Annotated in this window: 19 protein-coding genes; 7 read left to right on the plus strand and 12 right to left on the minus strand. The window is 59.2% G+C overall.

Translation table 11 applies throughout. The annotated features are described in order from the left end of the window. Position 1 precedes the first annotated feature (1 nt). The 3 genes from BHE81_RS22385 to galB are packed head-to-tail and all read right to left on the minus strand — an operon-like array spanning position 2 to position 2538. Positions 2 to 1087: a 4-oxalomesaconate tautomerase gene (locus BHE81_RS22385; RefSeq protein WP_032428449.1), complete on the minus strand. Its 1086-nt coding sequence runs from the start codon at positions 1085 to 1087 to the stop codon at positions 2 to 4. Beyond that, positions 1088 to 1801: a 4-carboxy-4-hydroxy-2-oxoadipate aldolase/oxaloacetate decarboxylase gene (locus BHE81_RS22390; RefSeq protein WP_021440931.1), complete on the minus strand. Its 714-nt coding sequence runs from the start codon at positions 1799 to 1801 to the stop codon at positions 1088 to 1090. It abuts the gene before it with no gap. Continuing rightward, on the minus strand, positions 1798 to 2538 hold the full coding sequence (gene galB / locus BHE81_RS22395; protein ID WP_002923146.1) for a 4-oxalmesaconate hydratase: 741 nt from the start codon (positions 2536 to 2538) through the stop codon (positions 1798 to 1800). The genes BHE81_RS22390 and galB overlap by 4 nt, the downstream gene beginning before the upstream one ends. 127 nt (positions 2539 to 2665) lie before the next feature. Here galB and BHE81_RS22400 point away from each other — a divergent pair, with 127 nt between their 5' ends. Beyond that, complete coding sequence (locus BHE81_RS22400) at positions 2666 to 3892, plus strand: LysR family transcriptional regulator (protein ID WP_002923147.1); 1227 nt, start codon at positions 2666 to 2668, stop codon at positions 3890 to 3892. Here BHE81_RS22400 and BHE81_RS22405 read toward each other — a convergent pair. From BHE81_RS22405 to BHE81_RS22415, 3 genes are all read right to left on the minus strand, one after another. After that, the gene (locus BHE81_RS22405; RefSeq protein WP_002923152.1) at positions 3889 to 5151 is read right to left on the minus strand and encodes a gallate dioxygenase; all 1263 of its coding nucleotides are present in this window, start codon (positions 5149 to 5151) and stop codon (positions 3889 to 3891) included. The genes BHE81_RS22400 and BHE81_RS22405 overlap by 4 nt on opposite strands. 13 nt (positions 5152 to 5164) lie before the next feature. After that, on the minus strand, positions 5165 to 6535 hold the full coding sequence (locus BHE81_RS22410; protein WP_032426549.1) for an MFS transporter: 1371 nt from the start codon (positions 6533 to 6535) through the stop codon (positions 5165 to 5167). Between the two features lie 211 nt (positions 6536 to 6746). Continuing rightward, positions 6747 to 7688, minus strand: coding sequence for a LacI family DNA-binding transcriptional regulator (locus BHE81_RS22415; RefSeq protein WP_002923154.1), 942 nt, complete (start codon positions 7686 to 7688; stop codon positions 6747 to 6749). Between the two features lie 293 nt (positions 7689 to 7981). On the opposite strand from BHE81_RS22415, the gene BHE81_RS22420 reads away from it, so the two are divergent. The 4 genes from BHE81_RS22420 (at position 7982) to BHE81_RS22435 (ending at position 11554) form a co-directional block, all read left to right on the plus strand. Next, on the plus strand, positions 7982 to 8296 hold the full coding sequence (locus BHE81_RS22420; protein WP_004145041.1) for a PTS sugar transporter subunit IIB: 315 nt from the start codon (positions 7982 to 7984) through the stop codon (positions 8294 to 8296). 11 nt (positions 8297 to 8307) lie between these two features. Beyond that, the gene (locus tag BHE81_RS22425; RefSeq protein WP_002923156.1) at positions 8308 to 9630 is read left to right on the plus strand and encodes a PTS cellobiose transporter subunit IIC; all 1323 of its coding nucleotides are present in this window, start codon (positions 8308 to 8310) and stop codon (positions 9628 to 9630) included. A 97-nt stretch (positions 9631 to 9727) separates the two neighbouring features. After that, positions 9728 to 10030, plus strand: coding sequence for a PTS lactose/cellobiose transporter subunit IIA (locus tag BHE81_RS22430; RefSeq protein ID WP_002923158.1), 303 nt, complete (start codon positions 9728 to 9730; stop codon positions 10028 to 10030). A gap of 144 nt (positions 10031 to 10174) precedes the next feature. Continuing rightward, positions 10175 to 11554 (plus strand): carbohydrate porin, encoded by a 1380-nt coding sequence (locus BHE81_RS22435; RefSeq protein ID WP_016946134.1) that lies wholly within the window; start codon positions 10175 to 10177, stop codon positions 11552 to 11554. A gap of 198 nt (positions 11555 to 11752) precedes the next feature. Here the strand turns inward: BHE81_RS22435 and phnV are convergent, their stop codons facing one another. The 5 genes from phnV to phnR all read right to left on the minus strand — a co-directional run bounded on the left by phnV (position 11753) and on the right by phnR (position 16442). Beyond that, the gene (gene phnV, locus BHE81_RS22440) at positions 11753 to 12550 is read right to left on the minus strand and encodes a 2-aminoethylphosphonate ABC transport system, membrane component PhnV (protein ID WP_023288088.1); all 798 of its coding nucleotides are present in this window, start codon (positions 12548 to 12550) and stop codon (positions 11753 to 11755) included. A gap of 2 nt (positions 12551 to 12552) precedes the next feature. After that, on the minus strand, positions 12553 to 13413 hold the full coding sequence (phnU, locus tag BHE81_RS22445; RefSeq protein WP_002923191.1) for a 2-aminoethylphosphonate ABC transporter permease subunit: 861 nt from the start codon (positions 13411 to 13413) through the stop codon (positions 12553 to 12555). Then, on the minus strand, positions 13413 to 14525 hold the full coding sequence (gene phnT, locus BHE81_RS22450) for a 2-aminoethylphosphonate ABC transport system ATP-binding subunit PhnT (protein WP_023301415.1): 1113 nt from the start codon (positions 14523 to 14525) through the stop codon (positions 13413 to 13415). Before phnT ends, phnU begins: the two co-directional genes overlap by 1 nt. A 5-nt stretch (positions 14526 to 14530) precedes the next feature. After that, entirely contained in the window at positions 14531 to 15544 is a 1014-nt protein-coding gene (gene phnS, locus BHE81_RS22455; RefSeq protein ID WP_004173867.1) for a 2-aminoethylphosphonate ABC transporter substrate-binding protein, read from the minus strand. Between the two features lie 178 nt (positions 15545 to 15722). Continuing rightward, on the minus strand, positions 15723 to 16442 hold the full coding sequence (phnR, locus tag BHE81_RS22460) for a phosphonate utilization transcriptional regulator PhnR (protein WP_004145049.1): 720 nt from the start codon (positions 16440 to 16442) through the stop codon (positions 15723 to 15725). Between the two features lie 141 nt (positions 16443 to 16583). On the opposite strand from phnR, the gene phnW reads away from it, so the two are divergent. Together phnW and phnX are read left to right on the plus strand one after the other, a co-directional pair. Beyond that, positions 16584 to 17687: a 2-aminoethylphosphonate--pyruvate transaminase gene (gene phnW / locus BHE81_RS22470; protein WP_023301414.1), complete on the plus strand. Its 1104-nt coding sequence runs from the start codon at positions 16584 to 16586 to the stop codon at positions 17685 to 17687. Positions 17688 to 17696: 9 nt separating this feature from the next. Beyond that, positions 17697 to 18506, plus strand: coding sequence for a phosphonoacetaldehyde hydrolase (gene phnX / locus BHE81_RS22475; protein WP_015959164.1), 810 nt, complete (start codon positions 17697 to 17699; stop codon positions 18504 to 18506). Here the strand turns inward: phnX and nepI are convergent. Next, positions 18503 to 19696: a purine ribonucleoside efflux pump NepI gene (gene nepI, locus BHE81_RS22480; protein WP_004186250.1), complete on the minus strand. Its 1194-nt coding sequence runs from the start codon at positions 19694 to 19696 to the stop codon at positions 18503 to 18505. The genes phnX and nepI overlap by 4 nt on opposite strands. Positions 19697 to 19846: the final 150 nt, after the last annotated feature.

A 19846-nucleotide genomic window follows, 5' to 3' on the forward strand; every position in this document is an offset into this window, starting at 1 on the left:
ATCACTCCTCACGCGGCCAGACGCGGGCCGGAATAAAAACCTCGCCAGCAAACAGCAGTCGCGCCGTGCGTAACAGGCCGCAGCCAGCCAGGGCGCCGTCAGCATCAAGCTGAAGCGTCACGCTAAATTCGCCTGTCGGATGCTCGACGCTGAGCAGCGGCGTATCGCCTGGCGCTACCTGCGCCAGGGCCTGCGCGACAGAGCCGGGGAGCAGACAAGCGCTGGCCACGCTCACCGCGCCAAATACGCCGATCGACGCGTGGCAGCGGTGGGGGATAAAGGTGCGGCTGCTGATGGCGCCGCCGTGTCGCGGCTCGGCGATCAGGGTCATCTTGGGCACCGTGCGCTGGCTGACGTCGCCAAGCTGCATCAGCGGCCCGGCCTGCAGGCGAATCGACTCCAGGCGACGTTTAAGCGCGTCGTCATTATCCAGCTGTTCGCGCGTCTCATAGCCGGTGCAACCGAGGTCGCACGCGCGCAGCAGGATCACCGGCATTCCGTTATCGATGCAGGTCACCTCGACGCCGTCAAAACGGTCACGGACCCGGCCGGTCGGCAGTAGCGCCCCGCAGCTGGAGCCGGCGACATCAAGAAAATGGAGCAGGATCGGGCTGGCGCTGCCCGGCACGCCATCGATACGGCTCTCGCCGACGTAATTGACCCCGTCGGCGTCACAGGGGATCTCTGCCACCGCCAGTTGCCCCGTGTTCTCCATAAAAATACGCACCCGAGTGAGCGGCGCATCGTGACGAACCAGACCGCGCTCGATGGCGAAAGGGCCAACGGCGGCGAGAATATTGCCGCAGTTTTGGCCATAATCCACGGTAGCCGCCGCCACGTTCACCTGGGCAAACAGATAGTCCACATCGGCGTCAGGCCGTGCGGAGCGGCGGATAATCGCCACTTTGCTGGTCAGCGGATCGGCGCCGCCGATCCCGTCAATTTGCCGGGGATCAGGCGAGCCCATCACCGCCAGCAGCACCGCATCACGTCGCACCGGATCGGCAGGCAGATCGTCGGCCAGAAAACAGGCCGCTTTAGAGGTGCCGCCGCGCATCCATAGACAGGGGATTCCGCGTTGCGCCATTTATTCCTCCACCTCGTCTGCGCGGTCGTAATACCGCAGGCCCTTTTCCGCCAGACGCGGACGCATAGCGTAAATATCCAGCCCCAGCTCGCCATTGCGCATCCGCTCACGCTTCGCAAGCTCATTGCTCATGCGGGCTTCCGCTTTATGGAGCACATCACGGACCCGGGCGTGAGGCAGCACCACGACGCCATCGTCGTCGGCCACTACGACATCGCCCGGCTGTACAAGCTGACCTGCGCATATCACCGGGACGTTAACCGAACCGAGGCTCTCTTTCACCGTCCCCTGGGCATAAACCTGGCGGGACCAGACGGCGAATCCCATTTCCCGCAACGTTTGCGAATCACGAATGCCGATATCGCCCACCAGCCCGACCACGCCGCGCGATTGGAGAGACGTCGCCAGTAGATCGCCGAAGAAGCCATCGCCGCACGGCGAGGTCGGGGCCACCACCAGAATATCGCCGGCGCGGCACTGCTCGACCGCCACATGAAACATCCAATTGTCGCCAGGCGTCACCAGCACGGTTACCGCGTTGCCCGCCCGGCTAACGCCCTGCTGAATCGGACGGATTGCCGGCCCCATCAGCCCCTGACGATCCAAGGCTTCATGGAGCGTCGCCACCCCGGCCGCCTCACAGCGGCGCAAAACCGCCTCGTCATGGCGCGGCAGGTGGCGGATCACAAGGCCTTTTTTATTTAACAGGTTCATGCCAGGTTCTCCGTTACGCGGGGGAAGATGCTCTGGAAGGCTTCGCCGTGAACGATATCGCGCGCGGCCGTGATGCCGATATTGCGCTTGGCCTGCACCCCGCGCTGCAGCGCCACGCGGGTGTAGTATTCCCACAGATGCTCCTGACCCTGCATGCACTGAATGGCCTGATACTTTTTCTCCCAGACGGCGGTGATGTCCAGCAACACATCGGGTTTCCAGTTGCACTGCTCCGGCTGGTGCGGTTCGAAACAGTAAACCGGGGGAGCAGCGACAATTTTCTCGCCAGGGCGATAGCCTTCTGCCTGGGCGATAATCCGTGCTTCCTGCGCCAGATGGGAGGCCAGCGGATGATCGTAGTTATAGGGATCGTGCAGGGAGTGCGTCAGGACAAAGTGGGGCTGGATACGGCGATACACATCCGCCAGACGAAATAGCGTCTCTTTATCGGCGCGCAGCGGATAGTCACCGATATCAAAGAATTCGACGCTGGCGCCCAGGATCGCGGCGGCGGCCTGCGCCTCTTCGCGACGCACCTGCTTCACCGCCTCCTCGGTCATGTTGCCTTTACGCCACAGTTTGGCGGACTCGCCGCGCTCGCCAAAGGATAAACAGACCACATGGACCTGATAGCCCTGCAGGGCATGCAGCGCTATCGCACCGCCCGCGCGCCAGACGAAATCGGCCGAGTGGGCGCTGACGACAAGGGCACTTTTTTCGCTAACCGGATGAGACATGATGGCTTCCTCTGTTGTTTTTTTCAGCTTGTCATGTCCCGTCGTGGGGAGGTAATTCGTTAACTTGCGAAGGCTATGATTTTTATTTATGTTGTCGTCTCACTCACTTTTTCAGGCCTGACGAACAATGCTAAAGAGAAAGCACGATAAAATTATAAATATCATGCAGCTGCGCTTTTTCTGTCAGGTCGCGCTGCGCGGTAGCGTCTCACGCGCGGCCGATGACTTATTCCGCACGCAGTCAGCGATAACCCGGGCTATTCGCGATCTTGAAGCCGCGTTGAACGTCACGCTGTTCGAACGCCATTACAGCGGCATGGTGCCCACCGAGTATGGCAAGTGCATCCTGCCGCGCGCCCGGCGGGCGATTGACGACCTGCAGGCCATCCCGGCGCTGCTGCAGAAGCACCATACCCGCAGCAGCGGCCCGCTGGCGGACGCCGGCTGGCTGTTCAATACCCGCCGCTTAGCCATTTTTATTCAGCTCTATCACGTCAACCATACCCAAACCGTCGCGCAACAGTTGGGGATCACTCAGCCGGCGGTCAGTGCCGCGCTGAAGGTCCTGGAAAAAGGAGCGGATTCGGCGCTATTTCGCCGGACGCCAGAGGGGGTGCGTCCCACGCCTGCCGCGGAGCTACTCTATCCCCCGGTGAGCAGAGCGCTCAACGAGCTGGAAAACATCTGGAGCGATCTCGCTGCCCGTCGCGGGGTGCTGGAGGGCACCGTGCGCATTGGCGCCCTGCCGCTGAGCCGGACCCGGCTACTGCCCTCCGCCATCGCCGCCTTTCTGGCCCAGCACCCGGGCATCACCCTCATGACCAATGAAAGCCCGTATGAGTCGCTGGTCGCCGATATGCGGGCAGGTAATATCGATTTTATTATCGGCGCCCTGCGCCAGGATGAAGATCTCCCGGACCTCTGTAGCGAAGCGTTATTCGAAGAGGATATGTTGATTTTACTGCGTAATAACCACCCGCTGCTGCGCCATCCGGACCCGCGCAGCCAGCTGGCGACAGCGCAATGGGTGCTGCCGCGCGCCAACGCGCCGGCGCGCAATTTGCTGGATAAGGCGTTTGTCACCCTGGGGCTGCCGCTGCCCCAGCCGACGGTAGAGACCGGGGATGCGGCGATGGTGCGAGGATTACTGCAGGGCTCCGACATGCTGGCGGCGGTCTCCGCCAGCCAGATGCGTTTTGAAACTGACAATGGGCTGCTCAGCGTGTTGCCGGTTCCCCTGCCCGATACCACCCGGCGTATCGGGCTGACGTTTCGCGCCGGCAGCCTGCCCTCCCCGGCGACGCAGGCGCTGTTGCGTTTTATTTATCAGCAGGTTCAGGACGGGGCCGTTTAACGTTTACCCGCCACCGAATAGGTTACCTGCTGGTTGCGCGTTTGCTGAAACGCCTCCAGCGTCTGCCCGCGCATCGCGGCGTAAATATGCAGGTTGGATACGCCGACCACCGCGCCCATTTTCTCCAGCAGGAAGAAGCTGGCGCCATACTGAATTAATCCCCGCCAGTCGCGCGCGTTGAGCAACTGCTGTTCCTCCTCACTCAGTCCGGCTTCGGCATAAAGCGACTGAGGCGACTGCAGAAAACGTTCGCGCCAGGCAGGCTCAATCAGCCGATGCAGGAAACGGTTAAGCCGCAAGCCATTCAGGCTGCGCTCGTGGGTAAAAGGATAGGTTCCCGGCAGTTTCTCCACCCCGGCCAGCTGCTGCGCCATATGCTGGCGATGGCGCGTCAGGGTATCGACGGGGGGCAGGCGCGCATTGTTCTCAAGGATCAGCGTGGCGATACCGGTCATCGACGGCAGGTAATAGTCGCGCCAGGTTTCGGTGACATTGGCTGATAGCGCGCCGCGCATCACCAGCCACATGATCACTTCGGACCCCTCCATCCCCCCCAGCTCGGCATATTCGCCAAGGGTCATTTCGGTAAGCTTTTCCGGGTCATTAACCAGCATATCAACAAACTGGGCATCCCAGTCGGGATTATTAAATCCGCAGCGCTCGCCATGAACCTGATGCGAGAGCCCGCCGGTCGCGACAATCGCCACATTGATATCTTCCGGGAAGCTTTCAATCGCCCGGCGCAGCGCCTGGCCGAGTTTGTAACAACGGCGCGCGCTTGGTACCGGAAATTGCAGCACGCCGATCTGTAACGGGATCACCGCCGTCGGCCACCCCTGCGCTTCATCCCAGGGCAACAGCGCCGAAAGCGGCGAGAAAAGGCCGTGGTCGAGCTTTTTATCCATAAAGAACGACATATCAAACTCGTCGGCCATCAGGCTGGCGCCAATGTGCCTTGAGAGCGCCGCGTTGCCCTGGACCGGCGGCAGGCAGCGCGGTCCGCCGCCCTCATCGGCAACGTCATATTGACTGTCGATTCCCAGCGTAAAAGTCGAATAGTGATCGAAGAAAAAGGCGGTCACATGGTCATTAAAGATGTACACCAGCGCATCCGGTTTTTTCTCCTCCAGCCAGCGCTGCAGCGGTTCGAAGCTCTGGAAGATCGGCGCCCACGCCGGGTCCTGCTGTTTATGATGATCGACCGCGAAGCCGATAGTCGGGGTATGAGAGACGGCGATACCGCCGAGAATGTTAGCCATCAGATAACTCCACTTATCGGTGTTCGAGGGGGGATGACAAAGCGTCAAGTTCTGCCTCTGTGAGTCGAGGCTTAGCGTGATTCATACGGTGCAACAAAATACAGATCCCCGCCAGGCAGGCCGGCAGCGCAAGCACCAAAAAGATCGACGAGTGTCCCGGCACGGCCAGCATCAGCATCCCGCCCAGCGTGGAGCTGAGGATAGCCCCGGTACGGCCGATACCATGCATCCAGCTGACTCCGGTAGCGCGGATCTCGGTTTGATAATAGGCGGGCGAATAGGCCTGCAGACCGTTCTGCGCGCCGTTAATGCACATCCCGCTGATAAAAATCAGCACCGACAGCACCGCCGAACCGAAATCCATTACCCCCTGGGACAACAGGCACAGACAGCCGAGGAAATAGGTTGCCGCAATCACGGCTTTCGCCGAAGCGCGATCCATCATCATACCGACAAGGATCCCGCCCAGCGGGCCGCCGAGCTGGAACAAGCCGGTCATCATCGCCGCCTGCTGCAGCGACAGCCCGCCGGAGCGGAGAATGGTTGGCAGCCAGCCGTTCAGCAGGTAAATCACGAACAGCCCCATAAAATAGGTTAACCACAGCGCTATCGTGCCGCGGGCATAGCCATGCCGGAACAGCTGCGCCACTTTGCTGCTCCGCGTGATGGGCGGCGCATTCAGCTGGAAAACGGTTTCAGCCGTAAACTGGCCCCCAAGCCGGTTAAGCGCCCTGGCGATCTGCTCGCCCGGTAGTCGGCGCGCCACCATGTTCATCGCCGACTCTGGCAACATCACGATCATAAAGGGGAGCACCACGAGCGGCAGCACGCCGCCAAAAACCAGCGCCGAGTGCCAGCTGTAATGCGATAACAAACCGGCGGCGATAAAGCCGCCGAGGCCGGAACCCACGTTAAAACCGCTGTACATCAGGGTGATCATCACCCCTTTACGCCGCTCCGGCATATATTCCGCCACCAGCGTGACGCAGTTGGGCATTACGGCGCCAAGGCCAAGGCCGGTGAGAAAACGCATCAGCGCCAGCTGCGTCGGGCTTTGCGCCACGGCGCCGGCCAGGCTGAACAGCGCAAACAGCGCCACCGACCAGAGTAAAATTCGCTTTCGGCCGTAGCGGTCAGAAAGCGGACCCGCTACCAGGGCGCCAATGGCGACGCCGAACATGGCCGCCCCAAGAATCGGCCCCATTTCGGCCCGGCTGATGCCCCAGTCTTCGATGAGCGCCGGGGCGACAAAGCCCATCACCGCGGCGTCATACCCATCCAGCATAATGATGATGAAACAGAGCAGCAGCACGTTCCATTGAAAGCGCGAGACCGGGCGGGTATCTATCCACGCTTTCACATCGACAACGTTCGTGTGATTCATAGGGTGACTTCCTCAAGCAGGCGGTACGAATGTTCTGGTTAGTGTTTTTTGAGTGGAACTTTCGTACTCAACTTAAGGCAGGTCACGCAGGCTGTCCGGTTCGAAAATCCGGCGTCAGATATGAGTTTTATTTATAATGTGAGGGATACGACAAAAACCAGCCAGCAAAAAACCCGCAGCCAACGGCGGCGGGTCAGGGCAAGAGCAGCGTTTAGTGCTTCGGAATAATTAAATCGCCGCGCAGCGGGCTGCCGCCCGGGTTGTCCGTTTTCTCGGTCAGCCAGTTGACGATCCGCGACGCCATCGCGTCCATGGAATATTCAATCGCCGGGATAGTCGGGATACCGGGCAGCTGTAACGATCCGGCGAGGCTAAACACCATGACATTTTGCGGAACGGCGCGGTTAAACGCCTGCAGCTGCGGCACCACGCGCTGCGCCTGCTGTTCATCGCTCACCAGCAGCGCGTTAAAGTTCAGCGTCGTGGCGTTATTGACCAGCTCCTGCACCGCCACCGACGGCGAGGTATTATCCAGAAACACCAGGTTGCGATTAAACGGCAAAAAGTTTTTTTCCAGCGCGTGCTTGTAGCCCAGCAGCACCTGGTCGGCAAAGCCGCTGCTCTGCGGATGAATCAGCGCAATCTGCCGTCTCCCCTGGCTAATCAGATAGTGACAGGCGGTTTCGGCGGCGAAAGCATGATCGAACTGAATACTGTTGTCGCCTTCGCTATCGAGGCAGTCCACCAGCACCACGTCCGGGCGGTTAATATTCAGAGGAAAACGCGCGCCGATGATTAGCACGTTATCGCACAGCCCGCAGGTCAACTCCTCCAGAGAGTTCATCACGCCGTGGCTGGTGTTGGCGAAGCGCAGCAGCAGGTGTTTCTGGTGCTGGCTGAGCTGTTTTTCCAGGGCGTAGAGATAGCTGGTGGTTTGGTTGATGTTGTCCTGGGCGCAGATGACGCCGATGCAGCCGGTGGACTGGCTGAGCAACGACTGGGCTATCATGTTTGGCCGGTAATTGAGCGCTTCCGCCGCCTGCAGCACCGCCTGACGACTGGCTTCCTTCACGCCACGTGAGCCGCTCAACACTCGCGACACCGTGGCTTTGGAAACCCCGGCAAGTCGTGAAACATCATTGATTGTCGACATCATTTTCCCCTGCGCGGGCGCCGCGTCCCGCCAAAATCCTGTAAACCTGAATCGCTTCAATTATGACCAGCGCAGTATATCCATTTCGCCATTTGTTTGGAAACCGATTTTCCATTTCAGCGCAAAACATCGCCAAATCGACAGAATAATGTGAGCGAAATCCAATAAATCCGCCCTATAAGCAGGAGATCTTGACCACTATCACAGTTCTGCTTTTTATAAATGGAAACCGGTTTCCGTCTGATATCAAATCACCCACGCAATAACTTTTTACATTTTGAGGATGGTCGTCGATGTACAAGATTATGCTGTGCTGCTCTGCCGGGATGTCCACCAGTCTGCTGGTCAGAAAGATGGTTGAGGCGGCGAATGAACGTGACCTGCCGGTGCAGATTGACGCCTATGGCGTTTCCGAATTTGACATGCAGTTTCCGCAGTATCAGGTGGTGTTGCTTGGCCCCCAGGTGAAATACATGTTGAAAACCCTGTCTGACAAAGCGGCTTCCCTGAACATTCCCGTTCAGCCCATCGATACGATGGACTACGGTATGCAGCGGGGAGACAACGTCCTGAATTATGCTCTGTCGCTGATCCCAGCGGCGCACTGAGAGGTGTTGAAATGAGTTCTCTGTATCAGTCCATGATTGCCGTGATCGAGCAATCTATTACTCCGCTGGCAGGACGCCTTGGGCAGCAGAAATACGTTATCGCTATCCGCGATGGCTTCACTGCCGCCTTGCCGTTTATGATCATCGGCTCTTTCATGCTGGTATTTATCTTTCCGCCGTTTTCACCCGATACCACCAACGGCTTTGCCCGCGGCTGGCTTGATTTCTCCCAGCACTACCGCGAACAGCTGATGCTGCCGTTTAACCTCAGCATGGGCGTGATGACCTTCTTTATCTCGGTCGGCATTGGCGCCAGCCTCGGTCGTCAGTTTCAGCTCGATCCGGTGATGTCCGGTCTGCTGGCGTTTATGGCTTTCCTGCTGGTCGCCGCACCCTATGCCGATGGCAAAATTTCCACTCAGTATCTGTCCGGTCAGGGCATTTTCACCGCGCTGATCACCGCCATCTACTCCACCCGCGTTTACGCGTGGCTGAAGCAAAACAACATTACGATTCGTCTGCCGAAAGAGGTCCCCACCGGCGTCGCCCGTTCGTTTGAAATCTTGATCCCGGTGCTGGTGGTTATTGCGACTCTGCATCCGCTGAATCTGTTTATCGAAGCACAGACCGGGATGATCCTGCCGCAGGCGATCATGCATCTGCTGGAGCCGCTGGTTTCCGCCTCCGACTCGCTGCCGGCGATTTTGCTCTCTGTTCTGATGTGCCAGATTTTCTGGTTCGCCGGTATCCACGGCTCGCTGATTGTTACCGGCATTATGAACCCGTTCTGGATGGCCAACCTGTCGGCAAACCAGGCGGCGCTGGCGGCTGGCACGGTACTGCCGCACGTCTACCTGCAGGGCTTCTGGGATCACTATCTGCTGATTGGCGGCGTCGGTTCTACCCTGCCGCTGGCCTTCCTGCTGCTGCGTAGCCGGGCCACCCATCTGCGCACCATCGGCAAGATGGGCATCGTGCCGAGCTTCTTTAATATCAACGAGCCGATTCTGTTCGGGGCGCCGATCATCATGAACCCGATGATGTTTATCCCCTTCGTCTGCGTACCGATGGTCAACGCGGTGCTGGCTTACGGCGCGACGCGTCTTGGCTGGCTGAGCCAGGTGGTCTCGCTGACGCCGTGGACTACGCCGGCCCCAATTGGCGCGTCGTGGGCGGCTAACTGGACCCTGAGCCCGGTGGTGATGTGTCTCATCTGCATGGTGATGTCGGCGGTCATTTACCTGCCGTTCCTGCGCGCTTATGAACGTTCCTTAATGAAAACCGAAGTTGAGAAAGCCAAAAATAGCGTTCCGGTAGCAGAAACCGTTAGCTAATCCCTCTCCTTCCGGAGAGATAATAAGATGACAGCGTAATAATGCAGAAAATGGACTTTCACTGCATTATTAAATAATAAATACCTCAGGAATACACATGATTGAATTAGAAGATGCGGTAATGGAAATTATCGTTAATGCGGGACAGTCACGCTCATTATGTTTTGAAGCGCTGCATGCGGCCCGAACCGGAAATATCGACGAAGCGCGCTTACTCTTAAACGAGGCCGACGGCTACGCCCGCCGGGCGCATCAGATGCAAACCCAGCTCATCGGGCAGGATGCCGGTGAAGCGCGTCAGCCCATGACGCTGATTATGGTACATGCCCAGGATCATTTGATGAATTCGCTGCTGGCCCGCGAGTTCTCAGAAGAATTAATCCATCTGTACCAGCGTTAATTAATATGGAATAACGTTAGCGAGAATATTATTCTCCGGCGTCGCTGTACCCTAAAAAACAAATCAGCTTATTTTGGCTATTTATTCTAGCCAGAATGGGATGGTTATTATCTGAAATATATTAATTATTAAAGCGAGATAACCATGAATACTGTAAAAAAACTGCCTTTAGCCATGGCGGTGGTCGCCGCGCTGTGCCCAATTTCTGTCATGGCGCAAGAATTTACGCAGGAACAGATCGACGCCATCGTCGCCAAAGCCGTTGATAAAGCGCTGGCCGACCGCCAGGCAAAAATCGACGCCGCGGCCAACAAAAAGGTCGACGTGATTACTAACCCGGAAACCACCGCCGCCTCGCCGGATATGGCCATTCCGTTCGGCCTCAAGTTCAGCGGCTACGCCCGCTATGGCGCCCACTTCCAGACCGGCGACCAGAAATATGTCGGCGTCGACGGCTCCTATAACGGCGCCTCGGCGATCGGCCGTCTAGGCAACGAAAGCAACGGCGGCGAATTCCAGATCAGCAAGGCCTTCAAAAGCGCGCAGGGGGCTATCTGGGATCTTAACGTGATGTTCGACCACTGGAGCGACGAAGTTAACCTGAAGAAGGCCTACGTCGGGGTCACCAACGTGCTGGAATCCAACCCCAACGCCTATATCTGGGCCGGCCGCGACTTCCACCAGCGTCCGCAACAGGGGATCAACGACTACTTCTGGATGAACCACGACGGCCAGGGCGCCGGGGTGAAGAACTTTGATATCGGCGGCGTGCAGTTCGACGTGGCGGCGGTGTCGCAGGTGAAATCCTGTAGTCCGGAAGTGATGGCCGACGAGACCAACCCGTCGCGCATCACCTGTACCGGCAGCTCCGACACCGGCGACAACGGCCACTACGCGCTGACCACCAAAACCCACAACATCAAGGCCGGGCCGATCGACGTCGAGGTGTACGCCAACTACGGCTTTGACTCAAAGGCGGTGGACAGCGACGCGCGTCTCGAAGCCTGGCAGGGCGGGCTGGTGCTGAGCCACACCAACGACAGCGGGGTAAACAAGGTGATCCTGCGCTACTCCGACAACTCGGATAACAGCGTCTACAACAAAACCGACGCCCTGACCACGGTCTACGCCAGCTTCGAGGGCAGCCATAAGTTCACCCAGCAGGCGCAGGTGGAATATCTGCTGGCCTTCCACGACTACGACAACGGCAAGGATAATACCGACAACCGTAAAAACTACGGCGCCATCGTGCGGCCGATGTACTTCTGGAACGACGTGCACTCCACCTGGCTGGAAGCGGGCTACCAGCGCGTGGATTACGACCAGGGTGGGGATAACCACGGCTGGAAGCTGACGCTGTCGCAGAACATCGCCATCGGCATGGGGCCGGAGTTCCGTCCGATGCTGCGCTTCTACGTGACCGGCGGCCAGGTGGACAACGAGCACACCGCGAAGGTAAACGGCACCCAGGACCAGCAGCTGGATTCGCTGAACGTCGGCGGGATGTTTGAGGCGTGGTTCTGATGCGATAGCGTTGTCGAAGGAGCGTTCCCGGCTGGCGCTACGCTTAGCCGGGCTACAACTGGTGCGATCCATTTATGCCGGATGGCGGCATAAATGCCTTATCCGGCCTACGTTCCTTCCTGCGGGCTCCCCCCCAGGACCGGCAAGCGCAGCGCCGCCGGGCAGTCAGCCCCGTGCCCTGGTGGCGTCATCAATTCTTTATCTCTGGCTTAATCGGCGGGCGATGCGCTCAAGCTTCATCATCAACAGCAGCGTGACGCCCACCAGCACAATGGTCAGCGCCGAGCCATCGGCGATATTGCCGCGATCGGTGAGGCTGAAAATGGTCACCGGCAGCGTCGTCCAGCCCGGCGGATAGATCATCACCGTCGCCCCTAGCTCTCCCATCGACAACGACAGGCTCAGCGCCAGCGCCGAGATCATCCACGGCGTCATCAGCGGCAGCGTCACATGGCGCAGGCGATACCACGGCGAAGCGCCCAGGCTGGAGGCGACGTTTTCAATATCAGCGGAAATACGCGCCAGCCCGGTCGTTACGTTGCTGAAAGTAAAGGCGGAGATCAGCACGAAGTGCGCCGCCAGAACGATAAAGAAGGTGCCGTTCATCTGCAGCGGCCCCTGGCTAAACGCCACCAGAATGCCCAGCCCGACGGAAACCGAGGGGATAGCGCTGGGCAGATAAAACGCCAGGCCAAGATATTTCTGTAGCGTCGCGCCATACTGGCGCAGCGCCAGCGCCGCCCACATCCCGCACAGCAGCGCCAACAGGCTGGCGCAGAAGCCCACCATCAGGCTCGAAAACAGCGAATCCCACGCCGCGCCGCGAAAGGCGTTAACAAAGTGGGCAAAGGTAAAGCCGGTGGGCAGCAGGCCGTTCCATTGTTTACTCAGGCTGGAGAGTAAAATCACCGCCAGCGGCAGCAGGAAAACGCCGGCAAAAAGCGTCACCGCCAGCGCGCCCGCCGCCGCGCGGCCTTTACACGACCAAATCAACATCGTTAACTCCTTACGCCAGTGCGCGCCGCCGCCAGCCGATAGAGCATAAACAGCCCCAGCGACAGCAGAATATTGATCAGCGCAATCATGCAGGCCACGCTGTAATCCGACTCCAGAATCGCCTTGCTGTAGACCATCATCGGCAGGGTATTAACCCCTTTGGCGCCAATAAACAGCACGATCCCGAACTCGTTAGTGGTCAATAGCAGGCACAGGCTGCCGCCCGCCATCAGCGCCGGGAGCGCCGCCGGGAAGATAACCTGGGTAATCACCCGTAACGGATGAGCGCCGAGAATACTCGCCGCTTCCAGCTGGCTCTTATCTATCTGCCGCAATCCCGCCATCAGCGGACGCATCACCAGCGGCGTAAAGACGGTAATCTCCGCCAGAATCACGCCGTTAATCGAATAGAGGAAGTCTACCGGCGGCAGTTCAAAAGCAAACAGCGCCATCAGGGTGCCGTTGAGCAGCCCCGCCGAGCCGTAAATAAAGGTGAACGCGAGAGTGATAAGAAAGGTCGGCAGCGCAATAAAAGTATCAATGACCCGGCTCACCAGTTGGCTGCCGGGAAACGGAATAAACACCAGAATCAGCGCCAGGACGCTGCCGAGCACCAGGCAGCCAAGGGTAGCGAACACCGCAATCTGTAAGGTATTGAGCAACGCGCCAATAAAGCGTTTTGAGTCAATCACCTGCCAGAAGGTCTCGAGGCTCAGGTTGCCGCTGGCGTCGCGCAGCGCCTGTTCGGCGATCAGCAGCAGCGGATAGAAAAACAGCGTCGCCAGCACCAGCAGCGGCAACGCCAGCCACAGGTAAGGGCGTAGGTTTCGCGCCGGACGCGCAAGCGTGAGGGTTTGCGCCATCATTGCACCTCGATCAGAACCGCATCGCCAGGTTCGAAGTAGAGCGACAGCTTGTCCCCCGCGCGCGGCAGTGGGTTGACCTGAGTCATGACGATCCGCACCGCTTCGCCGGCAACATCGCACAGCAGATGCGTCAGATCGCCCTGCCAATGTACCGAGGTCAGGGTAGCATTGAGACGATTACTGGTTGCCGATCGCGGCGCCAGGCTCATGTGCTGCGGGCGAATGCATAACAGCTTGTTGTTGCCATGCAGGCCGCCCCGGCTGAAGGCGTTAATCAGGCCGCCGCCACAGCTCACGCTAACCAGCCCCGGCTCGGGGCTGTCTTTCAGCGCCGTCGCCTGCAGGATATTGGCGCGGCCGAGGAATTCGGCGCTAAAGCGGTTCGGCGGATAGTGATAGAGCTCGTGCGTTTCGCCGTGGGCGATTAGCGACCCGTCTTTCATAATGCCGATTTTGTCCGCCAGGGTCAGCGCTTCGGTCTGATCGTGGGTGACGTAGAGAATGGTCAGTTCCGGCAGTTCGCGATGCAGACGGGCAATCTCTTCCACCATGTTATGACGAATTTGCGCATCCAGCGCCGACAGCGGTTCATCAAGCAACAGTACCCGAGGACGCACGGCAATCGCGCGGGCTATCGCCACGCGCTGCTGCTGGCCGCCGGAAAGCTGATGCGGGTAGCGGGTGGCGTAATCCGCCATGCCGACGATTTTTAAGGCTTCAGTCACCCGCTCGGCGATAAGCCCCCTGGGCTGCTTTTGCGCCCGCAGGCCGAAGGCGACGTTATCTTCCACCTTCATATGCGGAAACAGCGCGTAGTTCTGCACCACCATCGCCAGCCCGCGTTTGTACGGCGGCAGCTGGGTGACGTCCGTATCGCCGATCAGGATCCGCCCGCCAGCCGGTTGCACAAAACCGGCAATCGCCCGCAGCACCGTGGTTTTCCCGGAACCGGAAGGGCCAATCAGCGCCAGCACCTCACCGGGCTCAATGGTCAATGACAGCGGTTTTAAGACCACGTTGCCGTGGTATGAAACGCGCAGCGAGTCCAGGGTGATCCCGGACGTCCCCGCCAGCGACGGGGAAGAAGTGACGGTGGTTTTCATCAACATCAGGCTTACTCGCTATCGGTCACTTTATGCCAGCGGGCAATGTCAGCCGACAGCGATACGGCGACATCGTCCCAGTTAGGTTCCCAGCTCTTCACGCCGTCGAGCGCCGCTTTCGCCGCCTTAAAGTTAGCATCATCCGGCGCTACATCGCTGCGTACCGGCAGGCCCCAGGAGCGCGCGCTGACGCTGGATTGCGCCGGTTTATCCAGCAGGAAATTGATCAGCTTTTTGCCGTTTTCGCTGTTCGGTCCGTTCTGTACCAGCCCGATGGTGTAGGGCAGCGCCAGCGCGCTGCGCTCGCCTTTGTCATCCGCCGGCCAGAAAATTTTAACGTTCGGGTTACGCGCCATCTGCGACAGGTTCATCTGCAGATCGCCGTTGGCGACGTACAGCTCGCCTTTGTTGACCAGCGCCGTCAGCTTACCGGTCGAGGCCGATGGGCCAACGTTATTGGCCTGCAGCTTACCCAGATACGCAAAACCGGCGTCTTTACCGCCGAGGCTATGGAACGCCTGCAGCATCACCGCGGTACCGTCGCCCGCCTGACCCGGCGTGGAGTACTGCAACTTGTTCTTGTAGCGGCTATCCAGCAGATCCTGCCAGCTGGCCGGCGCGCTTTTCAGCAACTGGCTGTTATAGATGAAGGTCAAATAGTTATTCACCAGCGGCGCGTAGCGGTCGTTAGCGCCGGGGATCTGCGCGCTTCCCTGCGGGGTAAAGGTTGCCAGCAATTGCTCTTTCGCGGCGCGCTGGATAAACGGCGGCACCGTGACCAGCACATCAGCCTGCGGATTGGTGCGCTCCTTGGCCAGACGCTCGACGATAGCGCCGGAGCCGCCTTCCACATACTGCACTTTGATGCCCGTCGCTTTGGTGAAGGCAGCGAACTGGCTCTGATACCAGCTGTTATCGCCGTCATGCAGGCCGTCGGCGGAGTAAACCGTGACGACGCCGTCCGCCCAAACCGGAGAGCTGGTCAGCGCGAACAGGGACAGCAGAGCAAGTCGGGAGAGTTTCATCGTGTAAGCCTCATCGGATAGTCAGTTATTCTGGTGTAGACCAGATTTAGCTTCACGCTACCGGGGGTTTATGACAAAACGATGAAAGAAGTGTGTCGAAGGAGTTAAAACGAGCGGGATGCGTAGCCCCGGCACGCGCTAGCGCCACCGGGGAGATCAAAAAATTTAACTAATAAAATCAATGGGTATCGACTTCGATCCGCAGGCTATCATGCCGCCAGTATTCAATATCGTAATCGAGAATACGCCCGTGCTGATCGTAATTCAGCCTGCGCAACAGCAGCGCCGGGCGCCCCTCCATCACCCCCAGCGCCTCGGCGGCCTGCGGCGGCATTGAGGTGGGATAAAACGACAGATGCATACTGGTATAGATCAGGTCGTAGTGAGTTTGATAAATCTCGGTCAGACTGCCGTTGAGATCGTGGCGCAGCAGCTCAGGCACCCGCGCGGGCAGACAGTGGTTTTCGCAGTAGCACACCGGCCGGCCGTCGGCATAGCGCAGCCGGGTCAGCAAATAGACCTGATCGAAGGGCTGCAGCGCCAGAGGCGCCATCACATCCAGCGGCACGGCAGCCAGGCGGCCATCAAGCAGCACCGTTTTCGGTTCGCGACCCTGCTCGAGACACAGCTTGTGGAAGTTGGTATTTTGCGTCGGATCCAGCCATAGACGCTCCGGCGTCACAAACCAGCCGCGGCGGTCGGCGCGGTAAATCACGCCGCTGGCCTCCAGCTGCGCCAGGCTCTCACGCACCGTAATCCGCGTCGTGTTGAACAGCGCGCACAGCTCGCGCTCGGAAGGCAGCTTGTCGCCGCTTTTGAGGGCGCCGTTTTGAATACGCGCCTGCAGCTGCGCCTTAATCATCAGGTATTGCGGCATCTCGCCAGAGGGTGATTTCATGTTTACTCACTGCCACTTTTCGTGCGCTCATTATACATAGCCAGATGAATTTTTTGTTGCAGCGCCACATTTCCTTTGACCCTGTCCCGGCTTTGTCTCCATGATAACTATAAATCTGGTATAGACCAAATGGTGAGACAAATGACTTCACGGAACTACCTGCTGCTGACCCCCGGCCCGCTAACCACCTCCCGTACGGTAAAAGAGGCGATGTTGTTCGATAGCTGTACCTGGGATGATGATTACAATCTCGGCGTGGTACAGACCATTCGCCAGCAGCTGGTGCAGTTGGCTACCCCGGCCGACGGTTATACGGCGGTGCTACTGCAGGGTAGCGGCAGCTACGCGGTCGAAGCGGTGCTCGGCAGCGTCATCGGCGAACAGGGCAAAGTGTTGATCGTCAGCAATGGCGCCTATGGCGCGCGTATGATTGAGATGGCGCAACTGATGGGCATCGCCTGCCACCCTTACGACTGCGGCGAAGTCTCCCGCCCGGACGCGGCCGAGATCGAACAGATCCTGCAGAACGACCCGGCGATCACCCATATCGCGATGGTACACAGCGAAACCACCACCGGTATGCTGAATCCGATCGAAGAGGTGGCCGAACTGGCGAAACGGTACGATAAACGCTATATCGTCGATGCGATGAGCAGCTTCGGCGGCATTCCACTGGATATCGCCGCGCTGAATATTGATTACCTGATAAGCTCCGCCAACAAATGCATTCAGGGCGTGCCGGGCTTTGCCTTCGTGATTGCCCGCGAAGCGGAGCTGGCCGCCTGCAAAGGCCGTTCGCGCTCGCTGTCGCTGGATCTGTACGCCCAGTGGCGCTGCATGGAGGACAACCACGGCAAGTGGCGCTTCACCTCGCCGACCCATACCGTGCTGGCCTTCGCCCAGGCGCTGAAAGAGCTGGCGCAGGAGGGCGGCGTCAGCGCTCGCCATCAGCGCTACCGCAACAATCAGCGCCGGCTGGTCGCCGGGATGCGCGCGCTCGGCTTCCGGCCGCTGCTCGACGATAGCCTGCACTCGCCGATCATTACCGCCTTTTATTCACCGGATGCGCCGCAGTATCGCTTTCACACCTTCTACCAGAAGCTGAAAGATCAGGGCTTCGTTATCTATCCGGGCAAAGTATCGCAAAGCGACTGCTTCCGCATCGGCAACATTGGCGAAGTCTACGACGCCGATATCACCGCCCTGCTGGCGGCTATCGACAACGCCATGTACTGGAAACAATAAGGAACCGCCATGAACCGTATTAGCGCACTGATCCTTGACTGGGCAGGCACCACCGTAGACTTCGGCTCTTTCGCCCCGACGCAAATCTTCGTCGAGGCCTTCCGCCAGGCCTTCGATATTGAGATCACCCTTGAAGAGGCCCGCGTGCCGATGGGGCTTGGCAAGTGGCAGCACATTGAGGCGCTGGGCAAACTCCCTGCTGTCGATAGCCGCTGGCAGGCCAAATTCGGCCGCGCGATGACGGCCGCGGATATCGATGCGATCTACGCCGCGTTTATGCCGCTGCAAATCGCTAAGGTTGTCGATTTTTCCGCACCGATTGCCGGCGTTGTCGACACTATCGCCGCGCTGCGCGCCAAGGGCCTGAAGATCGGCTCCTGCTCGGGCTATCCGCGTCCGGTGATGGAAAAGCTGGTACCGGCCGCCGCCGCCCAGGGCTACGCCCCGGACCACTGGGTCGCCACCGATGACCTTGCCGCCGGCGGTCGTCCGGGCCCGTGGATGGCGCTGCAGAACGTGATTACCCTGGGCATAGACGATGTGGCCCACTGCGTGAAGGTCGACGACGCCGCGCCGGGCATCAGCGAAGGGTTACATGCCGGGATGTGGAGCGTCGGGCTGGCGGTGTCCGGTAACGAATTCGGCGCAACCTGGGAGGAGTACCAGGCGATGTCGAAAGCGGAAATCGCCACCCGCCGCGAGCGGGCGGCAGGCAAACTGTATGCCGCCGGGGCGCATTATGTGGTTGATACCCTGGCGGACCTGCCGGAAGTGATTGCCGACATCAATGCCCGGCTGGCAAAAGGCGAGCGGCCTTAAGCGGGTGAATTCACCTTCACTTTGGCCGCCACCAGCAGGCCGGTAAACAGCATCAATATCCCTGACAACACCAGCGGCGACAGCAGCCCTAAGTGGTCAAGCGCAATGCCGCCGACCGCGGCGCCGCAGGTGTTGGCCAGTTGGATCACCGCCACCTGAATCGACCCGGCTTTTTCCGCCTGATCGGAGAGGGAACGGGTGATCCACGTTGACCACCCCACCGGGATCAGCGCAAACGCGAAGCCCCAGATAATCGCCACCGTCGAGGCGATGATTTTGCTCTCTCCCCACAGCACCAGCGCCACCGCGCAGGCGGTCAGCACCAGCGGCGCGATCGCCAGCGCCGCTTTTACCGAACGCTTGAGCAGCACCGAGGAGAGCGAGGTGCCGATAAAGCTGGCGATACCAAAGCTCAGCAGCACCAGCGTCAGGCCGTCGACGTCAAAACCGGCGAGGGTCATGTAAACCGGGCGAATATAGGTAAAGAAGGCGAACTGTCCGGCAAAGGCCATGAAAATGGCGCACATCCCGGCCATCACCCCCGGACGCTTCAGCAGACCAAACATATTTTGCTGCTGAGAAGCCGATTCACCGGGCAGCGACGGCAGCGCTTTCAGCACCCAGAGCGTACACAGCACGCCCATCACCGCCGCGCCGTTAAAGACGTTGCGCCAGCCGATAAGCCCGCCAAGGAAACTGCCCAATGGGGCAGCAATTACCAGCGCGATCGATACCGCGCCGAAAATAATCGATAGCGCTTTCGGCACCACGCGCATCGGCACCAGCCGCATGGTAAGCGAGGCCGACATCGCCCAGAAACCGCCGAGCGCCAGGCCCAGACAGGCGCGCCCCAGTAGTAGCAGGGTGAAGCTATCAGCGAAAGATACCAGCAGGCAGGAAAGGGTCAGCAGCAGCGAAAACAGGATAACCACGTAGCGGCGATCGGTTTTACCTATCACCGTGGTGATAAACAGGCTGGAAAACATCGCGACGAATGCCGTCGTCGTCACCGACTGCCCGGCCATCCCTTCGGAGATGCCTAAATCCAGCGCCATCGGCGTCAACAGACTGACCGGTAGAAATTCGACGGTAATCAGGCAGGCAACGCAGAAAGCAACCGCGAAGACCGCCGACCAGTTTGGTCGCGCCAGCTCGCGTGCATGGGGTTTGGTTTCATTTGAATGACTCATGAGTGACCTGCGAAGAAAGTGGCGGAAAGCTGCGCAGTGTAACATTTTGTTTGTGACGCATTTAACGTTTTCGCAACTATTCTCGTTTTTCATAAGAGGATGCGTAGCTGCTCGCATGTTTAAAAAAACGATGCTTGCTATCGCTTTAAC

This window comes from Klebsiella sp. AqSCr, from assembly GCF_008452795.1.
Classification (GTDB): Bacteria; Pseudomonadota; Gammaproteobacteria; order Enterobacterales; family Enterobacteriaceae; genus Klebsiella; species Klebsiella pneumoniae.